This is a genomic window from Rhizobium sp. BK650 (genome assembly GCF_014195325.1).
GTDB lineage: Bacteria > Pseudomonadota > Alphaproteobacteria > Rhizobiales > Rhizobiaceae > Rhizobium.
This window is the reverse complement of the sequence record NZ_JACIBK010000014.1, coordinates 17,018-37,135: the sequence shown is the minus strand read 5'-3', so window position 1 is coordinate 37,135 and position 20,118 is coordinate 17,018. Positions and strand designations below refer to the sequence as shown.

Below are 20,118 nucleotides of genomic sequence, written 5' to 3'. Positions count from 1 at the left end.
AAGTCTCGGAGGAGGGATCGCTTAGCCACACAACCTTTTCGGAAACAAAGATACGCAAACCGCGTTATCAGCTGATATCTTACAGAGCACAAACATGGCACGCCATTCGAAAGACAAACTCCATGGAGATGTGCCTTCGGTATCGTCAGACGCAGCCTCATCCGATCGGAAAGAGTTGGCGGCAATCGCTTTTGAACGCACCAGGATGCCGATGGTCGTCACAGACGCATTGAAAGCGGATCTGCCGATCGTGCTTGCAAATAAGGCATTTCTCGACCTGACAGGATACGCAGCGCAGGAAGTGCTTGGTCGCAATTGCCGCTTCCTGCAAGGTCCCGCGACCTCTCCGATCGCCGTCGCCGAAATTCGTGCCGCGATCGCCAACGAGAATGAGATCACCGTCGAGATCCTCAATTATAAGAAAAGCGGGGAGCAATTCTGGAACCGCCTGCACCTCAGCCCCATCCATGGGGATGACGGAAGGATCCTGTATTTCTTTGGATCGCAAGTCGACATGACAGAGTACCGGCGGATTGAAGCGCTGGAGGCATCCGAGCATCGTCTCCTCCTGGAAGTCGACCACCGGTCCAAGAATGTTCTGGCGATCGTCGACAGCATCGTCCGCTTGAGCAATGCCGATGATCCAGCCCTTTATGCCGCCGCCATTCAGCACCGGGTTCGTGCGCTCGCTCACGCCCATACCCTGCTCGCTGAGCGAGGATGGACGAACATTCCCGTGGAGGACCTCGTACGACAGCAGGTTACGCCCTTCGCCGCTACCCGCGCTTTTTTTGGGGGGCCGGACATCAGAATGCCTGCGCCGGTCGTCCAGCCCCTAGCGCTCGTGCTTCATGAGCTCGCCGTAAACGCAGCCCAGCACGGCGCGCTCACCGCTGCGCGAGGCAGACTTTCAATCAGTTGGAAGCCCAGGCCGTACGGCGCCGGGTTTAAAATCCGGTGGCAGGAGGTCGGCTCGCGCCCTCCACCTACATTAGCCAAACGCGGTTTTGGCACGGTTATTGTCGGGGCATTGGTCGAAAAGCAGCTAAAGGGGCGACTTCAGAAAACCTGGTCGGATGAAGGGCTGCTTATCGACATTGAGATCCCATCGGCAAGAGACTTGGCAGCAACATAACCGGCCCTCCTTTTCTATGAAAGACGATTTCTCGGGTGTTACGTCAAGCCGCATACCGCCTGCACCATGAGAGCGCAGCAACTATTGTGGCGAGATGGCTGCGCTTCATGATCAAGGGGCAAGGGCCGACGCCCGCATTCTCGTGCCCTGATTGTTGGAAGGGGCGGATGTCGCCGCCCGTCGGTAACGGTGACCTGGATCACCTTCCGTGAAGAAGGCTCGACTATCACACGATGATAGTTGACGATCACCCCGCCGAGGGCGGCCGCGGTGTTCGCCAGCCCTATTCAAGTCACAAGCGGGCGTTGCAAAAGCGGATCACCGGTGGAGTGGGTGGATGCCGTCCCGGCTGCGTTTACCGCTCCGACGTGTCCACACGTGTGACTACCGACATTCCAGGCCGCAGCCTTTCGGCCAAGGGCTGATCTCGATCGATAGCAATCCGAATGGGCAATCTCTGGACGATTTTTGTGAAGTTTCCTGTCGCGTTATCGGGCCGCAAAATGCTGAGGAACCGGTTGCGGGCGATAGTTCTTCGACTTTGCCTGTTAGTCGCGCCCGATTGAGCGCATCGACAGTGAACCAGACGGGCTGGCCGACGCGAATATCGTTCGTCTGGGTCTCCTTGAAGTTCGCAACCACCCACAGGTCCGAGGGCACCAGAAACATCAATTGCGATCCGGACGTCACAAATTGCCCCAGACGCACCGAGGCCTCGCTGATTTGGCCATCTCTCGGAGCCGTGATCACCGTATTCGACAGGTTGATGCTCGCGACCTCGACCTGCGCGTCCGCCATCCGCAATGCCGCCTGAAGCCCTTGTTTGGAAACCTCTGTGGATGTCAGCGTCTGCTCCGCGATCGCGATGGCAGCCTCGGCGCGCTTAACGCCCGCTTTGGCGGCGCTCAGGGTCGCCTGCGATTGCTCGGCCTGCGCTTGTGGAGTAACTCCCTGGCGGCCGAGTGCCTCTACCCGAGTGGTATCCGCCGATGCTCGCTGCAGCTCAGCCTGAGCCTGCAGAAGATCCGCCCTGCGCGCCACGATTTCCGCGCGATTTTGCGCCGTCGTCTGTTCCACGTTGGCCAAGTTTGCGATCGCCTGATCGCGCTGGGCCCCGGCCTGCTCGAGTTGTTGCCTGTAGGTTCTGTCATCGATCCTGACTAGCGTATCGCCGGTGCGAACCCTTTGAAAGTCGCGTGCCGGCACTTCGACCACATAGCCGCTCACCTGCGAAGCAAGAACAGTGATCTTGCCGCGAATAAAGCTGTTGTCGGTCGTCACGATGCTCGATGTGAAGGGCCACAGCCCCCATGCGAAGACGATGAGGGCTACGCCAGCCACCGCCACCACAAGCATCGCGGCAACTGTCAGGGGCTTAGGTGCCAACTTTTTCGGCGGAAAAGTAATGGCTTGCGCCTCCGTTGCGGAACCCTCCGCGTCTCCGGGCCAGTTCGGCGTCTTGCCGCCATCAGGCGACGGATCGAGACCCACAGGGGCGCCGCGTGACGGTTGCACCGACGGCCGCTCTTCGAAAACATCTGGCTCGCGATCTTTCATCTCGAGTGGACTCCTTCGATTCAGGCGGTGCTGGAGCCTGCCGCGACGCGCGCGAGGACAAAAGTGCGCGTCATCGCCCAGGCGAGAAAAATGCTCGCCAGCATCGTGTTCAAGACAATGACGTCGTTGTATGCACGAACATTCGACTCGCGCGTGGCGATTTGTGAGAGTGCGGCCACGCTCAGCGCGTTTCGAAGCGCAGGGTCCGTGATCACGTGCTTGTAGACCTGCGACTGGAGTGCAAGCCGCAATTCGACGGCCGGATCCGTCTGCTGGGTATGGGCAGATATAAGTGCCGAGTATTCGTGCTCGCGATATTGCTGAAAAGTAGCAAATAGCGCCGGCCCCGCCAATCCCCCGATTCCCTGCGTAATCGAAAAAAGCACGATAAAGGTGACCATATGGTCGGCACCCTCTGCCAGAGCGCGATTGACGCCGAAGAGAAGCAACGGTCCCATGAACATACCTGCAGCACAAGAAACAAAGAACTGGCTCACATAGAGGTCGTGTGGTCGGGTCAGATTGGTGGCGTGCCGGTCCATCAGCCCGCCGATGATGATCAGGACGACCGAGGCGGAGATCAGGGGTAGCGCCGTCTTAGGTCCGAAAAGCACGGCTGAGACGATGGTGCCTGTCAGCGTTCCGATGAATATCACCGAATAAAGCGACTGCAGTTGATCAGGCCCCATTCCCAAAGTCCGCATCAATCCCGTTGCGGCATAGGTCTGCTCCGACAGAAGCAGCCGGATGCTCAGCGCCCCCAAGGTGAAGCGTATCGTACCAGCCGTCCCTAGCCAGCGCGTGCGAACCAGTGGTCGCTGCCTGTGATGCTCGAGATAGAACGCGCACAGAAGAAGGAGCAGAGCAGTTATCAGCGCATACGCCATCCAGGACTGGTCTGGCCACCATTGAACACGGCCTTGCGCAAGCACGGCGACAATGAGCGCCAAGGCTGGGGAAATCAGGAGGAAACTCAAGACATCCAGAGGCTCGAATGCCTTTATCCGAATACCCGGCGGCAACTTCAAAACGAAGACGGCGGCGAGCGAACAGAGACCAAGGCCGAGCTCAAAAACATAAAGCACATGCCACTCGCCGATATCGAGTAATGGTACTGACAGTATCCACGCGAGCGGCGTCGCAAGCTGACCAATGCCAAGAGCTATACACATGCCTGCTCCAAGCTTGGCCTTCGGGAACGCCTGCATAACATAGAAATTGGCCAGTGCGCTGATGGGCGCCGAGGCGAACCCTGTCACTGCGCGGGCAAACAAGGTCATCGAATAGTTGTGGGCGGCAAGCTGAAGAACAGTCGCCAGGACGTAAGCCATGAGTCCGACTTCGGCGAACCGACGTATCCCAAATTGCTGACGGCACTTGAACAGGATCAGGTTGGAAGAAACGTTGACCATCACCCAGGCTGCAGGAAGCCACGCGCCTTCGATCGGCGTGAGCCCCAGTTCGCCTTGAATCTGCGGCAGGTTGGCCAACACCATAGCATTGCCGAGGCCGCCGGTTATGCCAACAAGCACCCCCACGAAAGCGTAGGCCAATCTCACCACTGGCGAATGATACGGCGTCGACGGCGAACCTGCCATTCGCGGCCGCTCGTCGGACGTCCAGTTCGGAATTGGTTCCAGATAGCGTGGCATTTTAGGGACAAGCCAACCGAATGCTGGATGCTAGTATAAGATGCGACGAATTGCTAGGATGACGCGAGTAAGGGATGCGCGCCCCGGGGGGACGACGCACGCTGGTGGGTTTCAAGAGCTTTGACGCCCACGGTTCTTTACACTGTCGTCCTACCGGCTAAAGCTCATTGGGAGCCAATGAGACGTCACGTCGAAGGTGATAGGCCCTTCAATGCCTTGAGCGCTCAGAATGTCAATCGGCCCAAATTTCACCGCTTATGGGCATGCCCTATAAACGTGCAGCGAACCCAGCGAGGAATGTTCAAGTCGTCGTCTATGAAGTATTTGCCAGGTGTCCGGACCGCTTGCTTCAGTTCACCCGCTGATGTCCCCTCGAAGGTGATGACGTCGCGCAATTGATGACCTCGCCGCAAAAAATCCCGGCGTCTCATCAAACTCATCGACAGCTTCATAGCCTTTGTAGTCCATTGTGGTCACGGTTTTATCTCCGCTTCGAGCAGTAAGCGATGGACGCACTCTACCGCTCCCTTGTCGGTTTCTTCCTGCGGGTGAGCGATGGAACACGGCGCGCACTCCGTTCAAGCCGAGCCGCACCCGCGACCATTACCCTTCCGTGATTTCCGCCGCACATGCAGCGAATGACGCTTCAATGTCCCGCCAGACAATCCGGCAAGATGCCTGGCACGAGTCCGGCCGGGTTAGTGGCGACAACCATTCATAGGCCATGCGTTGCTTATGAGCGGATTCGAGATTCTAAAATGGCTTATTAGCGCAGCAGGGATACCCGGCGCCCTCGCCGCCATGGTCCTTGCCTTGGCTCAATGCTATAAAGCCTGGTTGACGACACGGCGTGCCCATATCCGCCTCGGCAATTGTGAATTGAGGCTCCCAGCCCTAGGGAAGCCTTGTCTATTCTCTGCGAATGCGAGCGGCTCGCCGTGAGGCGCCGCCAGGCACAGCCTAATATTGACCCGAGCTCCGAAACCGAACATGTTGAGGCTTCTAAGGCATGCTCGCCGCGCCGGCTGACGAACCCCATACGCGCTTCGAGCATACAGGTCGCCGCCACCAGCCGGACCGGATCCGAAACCAGAGCCTTTTAAAGTCGGACGGCCTCAGACTCATTGCGCAGGATGGCGACGATCGCAGAGGTGTCGATCACCATCAGTTCGGAATTCTGTGCTCGTCATAGCCGACGATGTTCTCGTCGTTGCGATTGTCGAGCTCCGGCAGGCGCGCCACGCGCTCGCGGATGGCGCGGAATTCGCCGGGCGGGCACTCCTGGGCGGCATCGCGTTGCCCAGGCGACACAGACGTTCGCTGAGTGCCTGATGAATGGCGGCGGTCTTGCTGATGCCCTGGCGGCGGGCGAGCTCCTCGGCAAGGGCGACGGTGGCCGGCTTTTTGATGTTCAGGGACACGAGGGGACTCCAAAATCTACCTTTTATTGAAACGCTAAGCTGAAAATCAACACGCGATTTTGAGCCTGCCCTGGACGGCGTCGAGGCCTTCCTGAGCGTTGCCGAGCATCGCAATTTCCGTCGCGCTGCCGCTGAGCTCGGGGTGACTCCGTCCGCGGTTAGCCAGGCCATCCGGGCTCTCGAGAGCCGGATGGGGGCACGGCTTTTCATCCGCACCACGCGCAGTGTCGCTCTCACTGAGGCAGGAGAGCGCTACTTTTCACGGGCCAAGCCGGCCTTCGAAGAGCTCGTCGCAGCTAGCCGAGCAGCTTATGATCTGGGGCAGCAGCCGTCGGGGCTACTCAGGTTGGCCGTGCGGCGGGCCGTCGTGCCGATCCTCTTGGAACCTCTCCTTGCCTCTTTTTCGGAGGCCTATCCGGAGATCTAATTTCTTTCTTTGTCATGGACCTACCATTTCGGGTTCTCCTACGGTTTTCGAGGATTGAACCTGAATGCGAGGTGAAGAACGGACGCATGGTGCCGGCCCCGCATCCTTCATAGCGCGGAGAGTGGTCGCGCTATGGGCTGGGAAGAACGAGGAACCGGCGGGGAATTTTGACTGAATTTTGGTTCGTTGGGCAAGTCAGCAATAGGTGTAATGCGCTCGCACGATTGCCGGGTGCTGGTGGGACGCGGGGTGGAGGCATCCTGGTCCCATTGCATTCGACGAGTTCGCCGCTGTTGCGAAGCTTTGAAATCCCAGCTGAACGAGAACGTAGCCGTCTTGGTCAACGGCACGCCAAAGCCAATATTTCCGCCACACTGCTTGGCATAAGCCGGTTCGAATGTACGGCCCTATCGCCGGATCGTTGCGTGAGACGCGACAATGCCTAGCTCCGACAGTATTTCCTCGACCAACCGCAGGCTCAACGGAAACCGGAAATACAGCCACAGACAACGTGAAATCGCCGTCGGACGTCACTGTCGCCTGGAAACCTGCGTTTTCTGCCTGTTTCACATACAGCAGGAGCTCGCTTGGCGAAAACTGCTCATGAGATGCGTGATAGCGAATGGTGAATGTGGCCGTTCCTTTGCTGCTACAGCCGGTCAATATTCGTCGCGCGTACGACGATCTCGGCCTGTGACAGCTGCCTTTCCAATCTCTTGCGATAGTCGGCCCACCACAGACGGTCTACCTGCTCTGTCATGACCTCGACGACCACGATGCGATCGCGCTCGGTGTCGCCGCCATTGCTCCACAACCCTTCTGCCGGCGCATTGGCGTAAACCGTCACTCCGCCGAATAGATCCGTCAGCTCGCTACGGATACCATCCAGTGTTTGCTGCGCGAACTTCTCTGTAACAGGCAGAAGAATTTCGATGACGTACGGCAAAGCGGCCTCCTACGGCGTTTGAGCAGCTTAACTTCGCTGGGAAGCGACTGTTCCGGGAATTGCTGGAAGCTTCAGGCGTTTCGCTCCGACATTCTGAGTTTGGATAAAGCTGCTTGAGGGACAAGATGGAGTTTCATGCGCCGTACGGCCACGGTTTCGTCCCGATGCACCGCTTGCACGCCGGATTGCGAAGTCGCCAATCCCGCGGTCAATGCGGAGGCGGTTCTGGACCTCGCCCGGCGTGGGCACGGCCAACGATGTTGCTCTCATGGTGTTTCCGGAACTCTGCATCTCAGGCTATGCCATCGACGATCTGCTTGGCCAGGATACACTGCTGGACGCTGTCTTGATAGCGATCGGTTCCGCTAGCGACGACCTCAGCCCGGTCCTGCTGGTCGGCGCTCCGCTTCGGCACGAGGGCTGGCTATCTTGGCACGGTTTGGTACCGTGCTACCGCTATCACGCCGAGCAGCGCCTTCAAAGGACCACTCATATAGATCTCATCCGCACGGCGACTTATCCAGCTGTACTCTTGCTGATCCATCTTCGTCTCTGCCGGAAATCAAAACGCCGGCAGGAAGAGACGGTTCCTGCGCCAAACCGGTACCCGAAGGCATCGTTTTTTGGGCGCGGCTGTAACCGCGCCCCTTAAGTTCTTACACAACCGAAGGAGAAGCCTTGCCGAGCTTGATCGAAGGTTCACGGCCCCAGACCCGAAGCTTGCCGAGCTCCTGTACGAAAGCCGCGATCTCCTTGTTGTCTTTGAGCGTAAGCGTGCCTTCATCGAGGGAGGCGGAGATGCCAGCCTTGTCGAGGAGCGGCAGAGCGGACGGATCGTAGCCGATGTACTTGCAATGCTGGAAAGCATCTGCAACGAAGTCGCGGGCGGTCGCTTCCTTGACCAAATCCTCGATCGCCTGATGCGAGGTCAAAAGCGCAACAGCGTCAAACAGGACGGACGGCCCGCCATCGATCATGTGATTAGCGTCGATCCAGCTTCCATCGGACGCGGTCACCCCGCCGACCTTCGGTGCGATGATTTCGAAAACCGCCTTCTGCTTCGTGATCGCCTCAGTCAGAGCCTTTAGCAATTTGGCGTCGACGCCGTCGGCGACAAGGATTCCGAGCTTGCGGCCTTCGAAGCGTTTCGGTCCACGTTTCACGATGCTAAGCGCGGGCGAAGCATCCAGATCCTGCCTGGTCGGCATCGCCGCGTCCGCTGGCTTCGGCATCGACTGAAAGCCCAGCTTCTGAGCGACCGTCGTGGCGAGCGTTTCGTCGATGTTCATCAGGTGCGACACCATCCGCTGGCGGATCGCCGGAGTTTCGACCTTGCTGAGCTCGAAGGTGAGGGCCATGGCGATGTGCCGTTGCTCAGCACCTGTCTGGCTGATGTAGAACTGGCGGGCCTGGCTGTAGTGGTCGGCGAAACTTTCCGGACGCAGCCGCACCTTCTGACCTTGTTCCTCTGCGGGGAAGTGCCGATAGCCGGCCGACGGCGACTCCCGGGGTCCGACTCCGAAGGAGTTCGGCTGGTAGTTGACGCGGCCGGCCGGGTTGCGCATCGCCATGTGGCCGTCCTGCTGAAAGTTGTGGAAGGGACACTTCGGCGCGTTGACCGGAAGATGCGTGAAGTTCGGGCCGCCTAGGCGCTTGAGCTGCGTGTCAAGATAGGAGAAGTTTCGGCCCTGGAGCAGCGGATCGTTGCTGAAGTCGATCCCCGGAGGTACGTTCTGCGTCATGAACGCGACCTGTTCGGTCTCGGCAAAGAAATTGTCCGGCATCCGGTCGAGCACGAGACGACCGATCGGCTTCACCGGCAGAATCTCCTCGGGGATGATTTTCGTCGGATCAAGGACATCGAAGTCGAAAGTATCGGCGAACCCCTGATCGAAGAGCTGCACACAGAGTTCCCACTCGGGGAAGTTCCCGGATTGGATCGACTGCCAAAGGTCTCGACGGTGGAAGTCGGGATCGGCGCCGTTGATCTTGACGGCCTCGTTCCATGCGACCGACTGAAGACCGAGTTTCGGCTTCCAGTGAAACTTCACGAACGTGGACTCGTCCTTCTCGTTGACGAACCGGAAGGTGTGGACGCCGAAGCCCTCCATGAAGCGGAAGGAACGCGGGATGCTGCGATCCGACATGATCCACATGACCATGTGCATGCTTTCCGGCGTCAGGCTGATGAAGTCCCAGAAGTTGTCGTGAGCCGTCTGCGCCTGCGGGAAGGCTCGGTCCGGCTCCTGCTTGGCGGCGTGCACCATGTCGGGAAACTTGATCGCATCCTGGATGAAGAAGACGGGGATGTTGTTGCCGACGAGGTCCCAGTTGCCTTCCTGCGTGTAAAACTTCACGGCGAAACCACGCACATCGCGCGCGAGGTCGGCGGATCCTTTGTTGCCTGCCACGGTTGAAAAGCGCACGAACACGGGCGTCTTCTCGCCAGGACGCTGGAAGATGTCGGCGCGGGTGACATCGGACAAGGATTCATACGTTTCGAAGAAACCGTGCGCGCCATAGCCGCGGGCATGCACGACGCGTTCCGGAATGCGTTCGTGGTCGAAGTGGAAGATCTTCTCGCGGAAATGGAAGTCGTCGACCAGCAGCGGTCCGCGGGCCCCGACGCGAAGCGAATTCTGGTCGTCGGCGACCGGCCCGCCCAGAGAGGTCGTCAGCACGTCGGCGCCGTCCCCGGCGACCTGGTGAAGCTCGCCCCCAGCGCCGCGGTGAAGCTGCTGGTCGTGTATCGTGACGGTGTCGGTAGAGGCTGTCGAGCCCGAGGCTCGTGCGGTTCGTTTAGCCATGAGTGTCCCCGTTGATGATGATGGTCGATATCAAAAAGGCCGCCCCATGGACGGCCTTCCCAAAGACGCGACTGCTCTAGGCAGCCTTGCTCTTGCCCTTGGCATTCGCGGATGCCTTGGCAAGCTGCGTGAGTTTCTCGTCTGCCGCCTCCTCCTCGGCGAGGTTTGCCTGCAGGAGCGGCACGGCGTCCTTCAAGCCGAGCTGGTTTGCCCACTCGATGAGCGTGCCGTAGCGGGCGATCTCGTAATGCTCGACGGCCTGGGCTGACGAAATCAAGCCGGCATCGAGGGCTGGGGACCCCTTGAACTCCTCCATGATTTCTTCGCCCTCGGCAATGATGCCTTCGATGGCTTCACAGGTCTTTCCGCGCGCCGGCTTGCCGAGGAGTTCGAATACCTGCTCGAGGCGATTGATCTGGCCCTGCGTCTCGTCACGGTGCTGAAGGAAACCTGCTTTGCCCTCTTCGGAATCGGCGGCGCGCGCCATCTTGGGCAGCGCCTTCAGAATCTGCTTCTCAGCGAAATAGATGTCCTTAAGGGTGTCCAGGAACAGGTCGTCAAGTGTCTTCGTGGTAGCCATGCGTCGTATCCTTTATTGGAACGGTGGGTGTTTAAGTGAAGGGTTAATGGGTCGAGGCGCTGCGTCGTTGCATCATCGCGCCACATCGCTTTCGTAGTCGCGTCCGACGTGCGCCGTTCCCATAGCCCCGCCGATCCAGGCGGCGATGCCACCGACGGCAAGAGCGATAAAGCCGAGGATCGCCCCTGCCGAAAACGCCGTGGCGGCCGTCTGTGCGGCCTCGATCGCCTGCTGCTTAGCCTTGGCGATGGCGTCATTGTACTGCTGCTCATACTGGGCGACCTGCTGTTTGGCCTGATCGAGGGGGATATTCTGAGCCTTGGCGATAGCGTCGGCTGCGCGATTGCGCGCTTCCTCGGCCTTGGCTTGATCGCCGGTCAACGCAGCCCGTACGGAGGCAACCGCAGCATCGCGAAGGGCCGCCGGATCATTGCCGCCGCTTGCGTCACGGATGTTTCGCTCGATACCTCCCATCGGGTCGGTTGCGGTCGCAAGAGCCGGGGCAGCGGTGGTCGCGGCCGTTGCAACCGTCGAGCCCGCACGGGATACGATGCCACCGAGACCTGAGAAGACGCCGCCGACGAGTGCGCCGACGGATGTTGTCAGCAGGTACACCACAACAAGGGTTGTAACGGCCCATGACGTCACGCCATGCAACGCGCCGGTTGAGCGAACCGGACGCCCCGACAGGCGGCCGGCAATATAGCCGCCGACGAAGGACGCGATCAGGCCGCTGACCACAAACCACACCGCCGTTGTGACGGAAAGCATCTTGGCGCTCGGACTGTCGTTCGCAGCCGGGTCGATGACCGCGGCGCCGATGCCTGCGCCGAGAAGATTGAGCAGAAGCTGCACCACCAGTGCCACGGCGACCCCTGCGCATATCGACCCCCAGGACACCTTGTTGAAGGCAGCATTGAGGTAAGGATTTTCGTCGCGCGTATGTACATGAGCGATCGTCGAAACTGGCTCTGTCATCTTGGCTCCCCTCTTCTTCTTCACGACCTCGTGAGTGCGGTGCTAACTTAGATCCGGACAGAATGTTCCCACCTCGTGTGACACTGCACTTGTCGCATTGCGCACCGACCCCGCCTGCAAGCTGCGACTCCGAGATTGCTGCTCCACGCTGGGACACGAGGTCGTAGGCTACTATACTCACGCGAGACCGTGACGTCGGCGGCGATAGGACACGGACGCTGCGTCGGCAGCAGACACGCCAGATCCCAAGCGGCAAAGCCATAGTTCGTCTCGCAAGTAAGGGACATCACCGCACTGCGTCAGCCAAGTTAGCGGGTTAAAATGCTGATCGAGCTCTTTGACGCTGGAGGAGTGTCAATGAGATGTTTGGGCGATTCGCTGGAGCAGCGAGCTAACTTGCGATGATCGCAGTTCCCGTTCATCAAGCTCTATGCATTATTCTGCAAGGAGTCGTGTTTCGACTTGCAATTGCGTCCAGCCTCCCCACTTAAGATATAGTAGCAGCCACGGAACGGGCGCTGCTTTTTAGGGCCGCAAAAAAGCTCTAGCCCCAAACGGGAGGACGCGATGTCTTCCATAGCAAGAACTTCCAGACACGAACGCGCAATGCGATCTCTCAGTGGCTTGAGATATGGGGATTTCTTCATGAAATCGATCCCCCTCATGGCTGTCGCATTCATTCTGTACGTCATACTGCAAGGCACGTTCTGGTAGCATCCGGATTGCAGTTACAGAAATTGCGTGGTTTCCGGTGAGCGTTGGTCCAATCGACCAATTGGGGTTCCTATGTCAGAACGCACAACAGAATCTGAGATTACCTTTTCTCGTCCTTTTGCCCTAAGCGCTCTGGTCGTGCCGCTCGATGCGGGCACCTACCGAGTGATAGTAGATGAAGAACTGATAGAAGGACTGTCATTTCCCGCTTACCGAAGAACTGCAACGCATATCGAAATACCGGCCCTTGGTGTCAGTATCGGGACAAGGCAATTGTTGCAGGTTCATCCGCAGGACTTGGAGTCGGCAATCAAGAAGGATGCCGAGGGTAAGGAATAGCGAGCGGCCCTGTAACGGCACCTTATTTACAAAGGATTGCGGCGTTATGGTTTCTCGGGCTGGTCGACGGATAATGGTGGCCGCTTTGGCAATTGGGCTCGCTCTCGCGGTCCTTTATGGATTGAGCATCCCGCGCGATGCTCATGGAGAAACTAATGGCGCGGGCCCCTGGATGTCGCGTGCGACAGGATAGCTCAAGGCCAGCGCGACGTTCAAGTGACGGCCGCAACTGAGGAGAGCATCAAATGACTGCCACGAAGGCTCAACAGACTCGTTCGTTCAGATTGGCCAGGGTCTGGACAATTAGTGATTTTGCCAAGCGCTTCCGGCTTGACCGCCTTGAAGAGAAACGACTGCTGAAGCTGTTGGGGCCAACTGCGACAGAACGCCAGCTTCTGCTCAACGCCGGAAGAAGGCCGCTGAACCCCGCCGGGGACCTTTCATGAAGAAGGCACAAATGTGCATCCGATGAATATCGCGTCGGCAACTTTATTCAAGCCGAGATGGACAGCAATGTCGCATGTGCTCTCAATACTTGCCTCGCCTCAGTCTTAAGGACCAGAATCGATGTGCCCAACGCCCGAGGAACGAAAAACACTTAGACGCGTCCTCAAGCGGGCTGACTACGCTACTTCTGAGATGCAAGCGACCGAAGGTGATCGGCACTTGCAGGAGGTCGCTGTCATCCGTCGGATTGAGGCCGCAACTATCCCGACCGTCAATTATCCGGCCTCCAAACGGCAAAGACTGAACGCGGACTCTGCGGCTGTTTCAGCTTGGGAAAATGAGGGAGGGTCCGTTCTGCTATCGAAGCCAAAAACTTCCGCAGGAAGGCTAAGCCGTTCACACGGAGCAAATTCCATTGAACCGATAGGATAAGCCGAACTTCACGAAGGGATTCCCGAAATGTACAATGCCAAGCGCGATGGTTACGGGAACGGCGCAAACCTTGCCATTCCGTCCATGGGCGAGATCGAAGGCCGTATTACGGTATTGGAGGTTGTCGCAATGACCGCGTTGAGCCTCCTCATCAAAGACGGTGAAAAACATGCAGCCCAACAGGCGCTGTCGGCCATTCGCCGTGCGATGCGATTGAAATGCGAAGACATCAAGCTGTCATCCGCGGATGCCGATTCTGCGATTGCATATGCGCAGGAGCTTTTCGAGGCAACGTTCGAAAACATGGGCCGGGAAGAAGCAACGAAAACCATTGCACCTTCGACCAAACGCCGAGGCTCGCGCCCTTCCATACCCGGGTTTCAGAGCTAGGAGGATCATAAATTGGGCATTCGGGAAATGACCGAGCGCGAAAGCCGGGAAGTCGTTGCCCACCAAAATGTTGGGCATCTTGCCTGTGTCCGCGACAATCGACCTTACGTCGTGCCTGTCCACTATGCGTTCGATGGAGAAAAGCTCTATGTCTTTTCCCTGGCGGGGCAAAAGGTCGATTGGATGCGGAGCAATCCGAACGCTTGCCTTCTGGTGGAGGAAACCGGGGAACATCACCGTTGGAAGAGCGTCCTCGTTCAAGGCACCTATGATGAACTGCCGGACACTTCGGAACGGCACAATGAACGTCTTCACGCCTGGTCCTTATTACAAAAGCGGCCATTGTGGTGGGAGCCCGGCTCCTCCAAGCCCGGCACCGGCTCGGAGGGTAAGGAAGCTCCGATCTTCTTCAGTATCTCGATTGCTCAGATATCTGGCAGGAAATTGGTTGCGTCTTGAATGGCGTTAACGCCCTGAAGTCGCGGCAAGTTTGTACATCTGGAGGAGATCATGTCTGCAGAGACAGAGCGCGAAATATCCGCGCAGGAAATTTCGCTAGGTGCCAATCGATACCTGGGAAAGCCCTTCGAGCTGCTGACGCAGCGAGAGCAAGCGGTATTCCGGCGACTGGTTTTACGAAGGGCAATTACCCGCGATTCAAATCAGTCATTCGACGAGAAGCTCACCTCGGCTCAACGATTGGCAGACCAGGTCGCCAAGTTCGGCGGTTCTTGGACATTCATTGTTATCTTCGCCGTTGCGCTCGCCGTCTGGGTGGCGGTCAATTTGATCGCAGCCTCGCACGCCTTCGATCCCTACCCGTTCATATTCCTGAACCTGATCCTCTCCATGCTGGCGGCCGTTCAGGCGCCTGTTATCATGATGAGCCAGAACCGGCACTCTGCAAAGGACCGCGTCGACGCATCCCATGATTACGAGGTCAATCTGAAAGCGGAAATTGAAATCATGGCCCTCCACGACAAGCTTGACGAGCTACGAAGCACTGAGGTCAAAGCCCTGGTCGCACAGCAACAAGAGCAAATCGCTATGCTGACCCGATTGGTGATAGCATCAACGAAATAGGGGGCCTCTTGGCTGCAAGAGGGACGCAGTTCGGCACATCGAAATGCCGACAGACGCGAGTACCAGGTTCCGGAGCGTCGTGGTAGGTGCGCCAATCTCGTCGCATCGAGAGTGACGGTCGGACGCTTGGGCAGAACGTTTCAGTTCGGCGAATTCATCTTCCTGGTTCCGATGACCCTCATGTTGTTTCTTACCGCAGCACTTCCTCTTCTCCAGTCGTGGATCGGATGAAGCTCAAGGAATGTGTGTTTATTTCAACGCAAGACGGGCGCTTTGCGCTGCTTTCGCCGGCGGCGTCCCCTCGAATCTCACATCCTTGTGTTCCTGAATCGGCCTTATCATAAGGTTCAAGGTGCCAGGGGCACATCGCTTGTAACCGCTCGTTCCGACGAACGACTATTCACGATGATGATCGCGTATGGGTGGAGGCGGAACTCGAGGACTTCGGTGATCAAGCTCTGATGCGCGGGTTGGCTACCGCATTCCCGATTGTGCGTCCGGGGCTGTTCCTATCTTACTGCGGGCGTCGGACAAGGCCGGCCACAAAGCGTCTGACGGATGTTCCGCTGCCGTTGTCCCGCCTCCGCCCATGCGCGAGGTGCAAGTTCGCTGCAGTGACCTATGTCCTGATCGCCTGCGCCTCCCTTGCAACGGCCCACATGAAGCCGGCCAATTCTCGGGCAATTGCGGTGCAAACCACTGTTGTCCGTTTTCCCCGCGCGACCAGCATGCGATATCGAGCCGTCAATCGCTCTGAGCCTTCCACGCGATCTCTCTGACTGCCGGCGGCGCTTCCTCCATCCGGTATAGCTTTCTCGCGCCGACTTTTGGCGGGTAACGATAAGTCCACGCGCTCTCGACCAGCATGTGCCGAACCCGACCGTTGCCTGCCTTCTTGATCGAACCTCGTCTGACCGTCTCGCCCGTAGATCACTCATCAGGGATCAAGCCGAGATAGCCCATCAGTTGGCGAGGGCTCCCAAATCGGCTCACGTCGCCGACCTCCGTGGCGAATGTCACGGCGACGATCAGATCGTCCCCTTGCAGGGTCTGCAGCGCTCGAATGACCGGCGCCAGCGACCAGGTTGGGACAAACTCCTCGATCACCTTCTCCAGTCGTTCCACGCGCTCTTTCGAGACGCGGACCGCCTCAACCATTTCCTGCAAGGCAATCTGATGCGCAGGATGATCGAACTGTTGTTCCTCGAGCCAGCAAAGGTATCGCATCGTCCAGCCCTTCTTGCGTGGATAGATGCGACCGTGTTCGAGCATAAAGGCACTGATCTGCTGTCGGTGAACTCGCAACGTCTCGACAGCCGCAGCCCGAGCGCGAACGAGGTCTTGCATCGCCTCATGACCCTCATCGGGTACCCACACTGCCGTGAGCTCGCCGGCCCTCAATAGCCGGGCGAGCGCGAGTGCATCTCGACGATTGGTCTTTACTCTGTCGCCTGGCTTCCTGGGGATCAATGATGGAGCGACGACCACACATTCGTGGCCGAGCGATCGGATCAGCCGATGCAGCCCGTATCCGGTTGGTCCGGTCTCGTAGCAGAAATGAACGCAGTCAAACTTTGCGGCTATCCGCTGGATGATGCGTCGCATGCTTGCGACCGATGCATCAACCTCGCCCCAGAAGCGAATCTCTCCCTCCCGGCGGTATTCGGCGACAGCAATCGCATTCTTCCGCTTGGCAACATCGATTCCAACGAACACTTCTCTATAATCTGCCACGGCTCGTCCTCCTGTGATGAGGATCGGCTCGGCCTATCCGAGCAACCCTCGGAAGACCAGTGTAGGGCGAGCCACCTCGGCCACGAAGACGGACATACGGTCTTACGATGCTGGCATGATCTAAAGTTGTGAGGAGGGGACAATCCCGCTGATTCTGAAATATCCCTGAGCATGTCGCCGTGTCGGCTGCTGCAAAAGCATTGAGCAAAAGTTCTCGACGCCGGTTCCGCGCGATTTTGAAAGAATGGATCTGCCGCATCTATTCGTTTGAGTACTCGTGTGGGCGAGCGTCTCTGAGAGGAGCCCCTCGGAGAGTCCAGCGAGCTAAATCGCCGGTCGGCATGAGGATCGTAAGGCCGCTCGGATCCGGCAGTGCCGCTCTGTAGGTTACTGCCGGCGACGCAGAAGAAGACCATGCGTTCAACACTGCAGGTGAAGGCCGCATAGGCATTGTGCAGTGTTGGTATTCTATCTGTGGGTCCAGGATCGCATGATGTATCGACGGGAACTCACGATCTACTCATGTTGATCAGGTGCAAGGCAGAATTGCCTCTTGTAACCGCTGCAGCTGACAGCTTGCGATCGAATGTCGCCAGCTGCCCGCCATGTGCTTTGGCTAGCCCAAGCAGGTAGGTGTCAGTTACCTGTCCCGATGTTAGAATTTTCGCAGGAGCGATATCACCTGACCCGACAAGGCTCACATCGTCCGCCCAAAAACTGTGACCGGGGAGCGACCGCAATTTGCGGACGATCTCCATCACGAGTGACGGCGAACCGGGACAGTTGGGATATTTGGGGTTGCCGACAATCCGGATGACACCATTTTCGGTAATGGGGCAGGTAGCCCACGCGACCTGACCCATCGCCGTGAACCACTCGTGCGCATCATCATGAGCTACATGGCCCGGATCAATTAAGGCAATCAGTACATTGACGTCGAGCAGGAAAGTCACGGCAGTTCGTCACGCAAGGCGTTCACGATGTCGAGCGTCACTGGCGGCGCACCTGGCCGAACTGACAGGAGAGGAATGCCATTGCGCTCAGCGCTGCTGGGCGGTCGGCGAAGAGAACGTCTCGCCAGCTCAGAAATGACCTCGCCGACGCTCCGATGCTGCTGGGTTGCCATCGCTTTTGCCGCGATCAGGACATCGTCGTCGATTGCCAAGGTCGTTCTCATATTCGCCTCATCGCGCATCAATCATCACGCATCATATAAAGCAAGTGGTCGACCGTCTCAAGCTGGATACCAAAAAGACGCAGCAATGCAGTTGAAATCACATCCTTAAATCTGTCCAGGCCACGGGTCCCCGGTTCGATACCTGCTCGAGGCGAAAGTCTCTACACAAAGCGATGGTGAAATTTGCGTGCAACGCCGAGTTTGGGCGCCGAACTGCTGAAAATGCCAGTCGCCCGTGCGCTTCTCTTCCTCGACTTCAAGGCCCCAATCGACGTTCTTTTCCATGACGAAAGAGCTTGTCAGTGCGCCGTTATCATTGATCTCCAATACAAGCCTTGTGCCCGGCGGCAGTGGCTGGCCGGCCTTGGCGATGCCGGTCGTTTCTTTCAGGGCGTAGGCCAGCTCGCCGCTTGAGCCACGCCTGTAATCCCCATAAATGACCATTTGCTTGAAATCTTTGGGGAACGTCACGCGGTTAGCGGCCGTGGCGGTGAAGCCACTCGCTAAAAGGAGAATAGCTGCGAAAGTAGCAAAGAAAACAGAACGAAAACGTGACAAAGGCATGGGGACCCTTTCCTGCTGCGGGAGATGTGAGCGATTGGCGGCAATCGAATGTCTCCGGGTGCCAAGGTGCGCCCGTTTTAACGGAACGTCAGGCGTCGACGTCGAGCGCTTCCCTCGCGGCAGCTGCTCCGGTCAGAAAGTCGCATCGATATGACCGTTTCCACAGCATCCGTTTAGACGGAATTTTCTGCATAGGCGTAGAAAGGGCATTTCTGAATGGCGCTCAGCTAGGATGAGACCTGACCACAAGATTGGCGAGGTACCGGAGCGCATCCCCATGTCGGACTCGCCTGTGTTGCCTCTCGTCAGTGAACCGTCCGGTCAAAGTTTCGCTCACGCGTCCGCAGACGTTCACGGGGGGCATCGCCCCAGATTGACGCCAGTGCCGGCAACCGCGGCCACACCGGCTCCAAGTTTCATGACGGTACGGCGGTTGAGTTCCAACGGATTGTTGTTTGTCATGCGATGTCTCCTACCGTCATCAGGGCGCGTGCGACGACCTTCGGAGTCAGCTCGATCTTGAAGGCGTTGTGTCTACTCGATTTTGAGCCATCGACAGCGGCTGCGGCTGCTGTTCGAAGCGTTGCCTCGTCGATCGGCTTGCCTTTCAATGCACCTTCGACGGCACGAAGACGCCAGGGTTTGGTGGCGATACCACCAACCGCGATACGAACATCGCGAACGGTCTTTCCATCAGGTTCGAATTCGATCCCGACGGCGGCACTGGCCGCGGCAAACTCATACGAAGCGCGATCACGGGCCTTGAGATAGTGCGACCGCTTCAAGGCGGGGACACGCGGGACTTCGATCCCAACGATCATCTCGCCGGGTGACAGCTGATGCTCGAGGTTCGGCGTTTGCCCCGGAAGCAGGTAGAATTCATCGATAGGGACGCGGCGCTCGACAGAGCCTCGAATGAGCACAGTGGCGTCTAACGCCACGAGCGAGACGGCGAAGTCGCCGGGATAAATGACGATACATGCATCGCTGCTGCCGAGCACCGCGTGGTTGCGGTTGACGCGTTCAACCGCGGCGCAGCCTGAACCAGGATTGCGCTTGTTGCAGTTCGAGTAGGCTCCCCGGAAATAGGTGCAACGCGTACGCTGCATCAAGTTGCCGCCGATGGAGACCATGTTGCGCAGTTGTGCCGAGGCGGCCCGCCATAGGCTCTCGGACAGAACCGGAGCCATTTTAATGATATCGCGTGGGCAGCGACCTTGCTCATCTTAGCGAGCGCACCGATACGAATGACATCCGCCGAGACATTGATCGTGTCGAGACTTGGTAGGCGCGTGATGTCGACCAGACGTGCAGGGCGCTCGACATTGAGTTTCATGAGATCGAGGAGCGTCGTGCCGCCGGCAAGAAACTTGGTCTCCGGGTTGGCCGCCTCGGTGATCGCCGTCGTGGTATTTGCGGCGCGCAGATAATCAAACTGCCTCACAACGCAGCCTCGTTCTTTAGGCGGCTTGCGGCATCGCGGACCGCGGCCACGATATGTGGATAGGCGCCGTAGCGACAGACGTTGCCGCTTCTATATTCGCGGATCTGGTCGTCAGAACCAGCGTGGCCTTCGCGAATGCAGGCAACGGCTGACATGAGCTGCCCAGGCGTGCAGTATCCGCATTGGAAAGCGTCGTGCTCGATGAAGGCAGTCTGGACGGCGTGCAGGACCCTGCGGCCTTAGGGTGCTGGGGAAGCTGGATGCAAAAACTTCTATGATCTCGGTGAAATG

The 20,118-nt window shown here is 58.2% G+C and carries 17 protein-coding genes and 7 pseudogenes; 7 read left to right on the top strand and 17 right to left on the bottom strand.

Annotated elements, in window-relative coordinates; genetic code table 11:
• The first annotated feature begins 94 nt into the window (after positions 1–94).
• Entirely contained in the window at positions 95–1,135 is a 1,041-nt protein-coding gene (locus FHX15_RS26130; protein ID WP_184401271.1) for a PAS domain-containing protein, read from the top strand.
• Positions 1,136–1,519: 384 nt separating this feature from the next.
• Here FHX15_RS26130 and FHX15_RS26125 read toward each other — a convergent pair whose 3' ends face one another.
• From FHX15_RS26125 to FHX15_RS31605, 5 genes and pseudogenes are all read right to left on the bottom strand, one after another.
• Complete coding sequence (locus FHX15_RS26125) at positions 1,520–2,692, bottom strand: HlyD family secretion protein (protein WP_246779089.1); 1,173 nt, start codon at positions 2,690–2,692, stop codon at positions 1,520–1,522.
• 20 nt (positions 2,693–2,712) lie between these two features.
• On the bottom strand, positions 2,713–4,290 hold the full coding sequence (locus FHX15_RS26120; RefSeq protein ID WP_184401270.1) for an MFS transporter: 1,578 nt from the start codon (positions 4,288–4,290) through the stop codon (positions 2,713–2,715).
• A 1,057-nt stretch (positions 4,291–5,347) separates the two neighbouring features.
• Positions 5,348–5,509 (bottom strand): annotated as a pseudogene (locus FHX15_RS31615) (type II toxin-antitoxin system VapC family toxin); the annotation flags it as partial.
• Positions 5,509–5,655: a hypothetical protein gene (locus FHX15_RS31610; protein WP_312861924.1), complete on the bottom strand. Its 147-nt coding sequence runs from the start codon at positions 5,653–5,655 to the stop codon at positions 5,509–5,511. The gene FHX15_RS31610 and the pseudogene FHX15_RS31615, both read right to left, overlap by 1 nt.
• Positions 5,656–5,675: 20 nt before the next feature.
• Positions 5,676–5,936: pseudogene (locus FHX15_RS31605) on the bottom strand (type II toxin-antitoxin system VapB family antitoxin); the annotation flags it as partial.
• On the opposite strand from FHX15_RS31605, the pseudogene FHX15_RS26110 reads away from it, so the two are divergent.
• Positions 5,836–6,189: pseudogene (locus tag FHX15_RS26110) on the top strand (LysR family transcriptional regulator); the annotation flags it as partial. The pseudogenes FHX15_RS31605 and FHX15_RS26110 overlap by 101 nt on opposite strands.
• A gap of 405 nt (positions 6,190–6,594) precedes the next feature.
• Here FHX15_RS26110 and FHX15_RS31835 read toward each other — a convergent pair.
• From FHX15_RS31835 to FHX15_RS26085, 5 genes and pseudogenes are all read right to left on the bottom strand, one after another.
• Positions 6,595–6,710, bottom strand: a pseudogene (locus tag FHX15_RS31835) (IS6 family transposase); the annotation flags it as partial.
• A 131-nt stretch (positions 6,711–6,841) separates the two neighbouring features.
• A complete protein-coding gene (locus FHX15_RS26100; RefSeq protein WP_184401269.1) occupies positions 6,842–7,138 on the bottom strand; it encodes a hypothetical protein in 297 nt (98 codons plus the stop codon).
• A 656-nt stretch (positions 7,139–7,794) separates the two neighbouring features.
• Positions 7,795–9,945, bottom strand: coding sequence for a catalase C (catE, locus tag FHX15_RS26095; RefSeq protein ID WP_184401268.1), 2,151 nt, complete (start codon positions 9,943–9,945; stop codon positions 7,795–7,797).
• A gap of 76 nt (positions 9,946–10,021) precedes the next feature.
• On the bottom strand, positions 10,022–10,525 hold the full coding sequence (locus FHX15_RS26090; RefSeq protein WP_184401267.1) for a ferritin-like domain-containing protein: 504 nt from the start codon (positions 10,523–10,525) through the stop codon (positions 10,022–10,024).
• A gap of 72 nt (positions 10,526–10,597) precedes the next feature.
• Complete coding sequence (locus tag FHX15_RS26085) at positions 10,598–11,503, bottom strand: PhnA-like protein (protein ID WP_184401266.1); 906 nt, start codon at positions 11,501–11,503, stop codon at positions 10,598–10,600.
• Positions 11,504–12,289: 786 nt separating this feature from the next.
• On the opposite strand from FHX15_RS26085, the gene FHX15_RS26080 reads away from it, so the two are divergent.
• From FHX15_RS26080 to FHX15_RS26060, 5 genes are all read left to right on the top strand, one after another.
• The gene (locus tag FHX15_RS26080; protein ID WP_184401265.1) at positions 12,290–12,556 is read left to right on the top strand and encodes a hypothetical protein; all 267 of its coding nucleotides are present in this window, start codon (positions 12,290–12,292) and stop codon (positions 12,554–12,556) included.
• A 245-nt stretch (positions 12,557–12,801) separates the two neighbouring features.
• Positions 12,802–13,002, top strand: a complete 201-nt coding sequence (locus FHX15_RS26075) for a hypothetical protein (protein WP_184401264.1) — start codon at positions 12,802–12,804, stop codon at positions 13,000–13,002.
• 517 nt (positions 13,003–13,519) lie between these two features.
• Positions 13,520–13,825 carry a hypothetical protein gene (locus FHX15_RS26070; RefSeq protein ID WP_246779087.1) on the top strand — a complete coding sequence of 102 codons (306 nt, stop codon included), beginning with the start codon at positions 13,520–13,522 and terminating at the stop codon, positions 13,823–13,825.
• A gap of 12 nt (positions 13,826–13,837) precedes the next feature.
• Positions 13,838–14,284, top strand: coding sequence for a pyridoxamine 5'-phosphate oxidase family protein (locus FHX15_RS26065; protein ID WP_184401262.1), 447 nt, complete (start codon positions 13,838–13,840; stop codon positions 14,282–14,284).
• 51 nt (positions 14,285–14,335) lie between these two features.
• Positions 14,336–14,908 (top strand): DUF1003 domain-containing protein, encoded by a 573-nt coding sequence (locus tag FHX15_RS26060; RefSeq protein ID WP_184401261.1) that lies wholly within the window; start codon positions 14,336–14,338, stop codon positions 14,906–14,908.
• Between the two features lie 619 nt (positions 14,909–15,527).
• Here the strand turns inward: FHX15_RS26060 and FHX15_RS26055 are convergent.
• The 7 genes and pseudogenes from FHX15_RS26055 to FHX15_RS26025 form a co-directional block, all read right to left on the bottom strand.
• Positions 15,528–16,642, bottom strand: a pseudogene (locus tag FHX15_RS26055) (IS110 family transposase).
• A gap of 509 nt (positions 16,643–17,151) precedes the next feature.
• Positions 17,152–17,595 carry a TA system VapC family ribonuclease toxin gene (locus FHX15_RS26050; protein WP_184401260.1) on the bottom strand — a complete coding sequence of 148 codons (444 nt, stop codon included), beginning with the start codon at positions 17,593–17,595 and terminating at the stop codon, positions 17,152–17,154.
• Positions 17,592–17,819, bottom strand: coding sequence for a CopG family transcriptional regulator (locus FHX15_RS26045; protein WP_183749925.1), 228 nt, complete (start codon positions 17,817–17,819; stop codon positions 17,592–17,594). Before FHX15_RS26045 ends, FHX15_RS26050 begins: the two co-directional genes overlap by 4 nt.
• A gap of 105 nt (positions 17,820–17,924) precedes the next feature.
• Positions 17,925–18,383, bottom strand: coding sequence for a hypothetical protein (locus tag FHX15_RS26040; RefSeq protein ID WP_184401259.1), 459 nt, complete (start codon positions 18,381–18,383; stop codon positions 17,925–17,927).
• A gap of 351 nt (positions 18,384–18,734) precedes the next feature.
• A complete protein-coding gene (locus tag FHX15_RS26035) occupies positions 18,735–18,845 on the bottom strand; it encodes a twin-arginine translocation signal domain-containing protein (protein ID WP_184401258.1) in 111 nt (36 codons plus the stop codon).
• Positions 18,842–19,827, bottom strand: a pseudogene (locus tag FHX15_RS31830) (FAD binding domain-containing protein). Before FHX15_RS31830 ends, FHX15_RS26035 begins: the two are co-directional and overlap by 4 nt.
• Positions 19,824–20,054, bottom strand: a pseudogene (locus FHX15_RS26025) ((2Fe-2S)-binding protein); the annotation flags it as partial. The pseudogenes FHX15_RS26025 and FHX15_RS31830, both read right to left, overlap by 4 nt.
• Positions 20,055–20,118: the final 64 nt, after the last annotated feature.

Excerpts from the sequence above, each read along its gene's own strand:
- FHX15_RS26120 (WP_184401270.1), bottom strand. The coding sequence starts at position 4,290 with ATGGCAGGTTCGCCGTCGACGCCGTATCATTCGCCAGTGGTGAGATTG.
- FHX15_RS26090 (WP_184401267.1), bottom strand. The coding sequence starts at position 10,525 with ATGGCTACCACGAAGACACTTGACGACCTGTTCCTGGACACCCTTAAG.
- FHX15_RS26125 (WP_246779089.1), bottom strand. The coding sequence starts at position 2,692 with ATGAAAGATCGCGAGCCAGATGTTTTCGAAGAGCGGCCGTCGGTGCAA.
- FHX15_RS26070 (WP_246779087.1), top strand. The coding sequence starts at position 13,520 with ATGGGCGAGATCGAAGGCCGTATTACGGTATTGGAGGTTGTCGCAATG.
- FHX15_RS26060 (WP_184401261.1), top strand. The coding sequence starts at position 14,336 with ATGTCTGCAGAGACAGAGCGCGAAATATCCGCGCAGGAAATTTCGCTA.
- FHX15_RS26085 (WP_184401266.1), bottom strand. The coding sequence starts at position 11,503 with ATGACAGAGCCAGTTTCGACGATCGCTCATGTACATACGCGCGACGAA.
- FHX15_RS26075 (WP_184401264.1), top strand. The coding sequence starts at position 12,802 with ATGACTGCCACGAAGGCTCAACAGACTCGTTCGTTCAGATTGGCCAGG.
- catE (WP_184401268.1), bottom strand. The coding sequence starts at position 9,945 with ATGGCTAAACGAACCGCACGAGCCTCGGGCTCGACAGCCTCTACCGAC.
- FHX15_RS26130 (WP_184401271.1), top strand. The coding sequence starts at position 95 with ATGGCACGCCATTCGAAAGACAAACTCCATGGAGATGTGCCTTCGGTA.
- FHX15_RS26045 (WP_183749925.1), bottom strand. The coding sequence starts at position 17,819 with ATGAGAACGACCTTGGCAATCGACGACGATGTCCTGATCGCGGCAAAA.
- FHX15_RS26035 (WP_184401258.1), bottom strand. The coding sequence starts at position 18,845 with ATGACAAACAACAATCCGTTGGAACTCAACCGCCGTACCGTCATGAAA.
- FHX15_RS26080 (WP_184401265.1), top strand. The coding sequence starts at position 12,290 with ATGTCAGAACGCACAACAGAATCTGAGATTACCTTTTCTCGTCCTTTT.
- FHX15_RS26040 (WP_184401259.1), bottom strand. The coding sequence starts at position 18,383 with ATGCCTTTGTCACGTTTTCGTTCTGTTTTCTTTGCTACTTTCGCAGCT.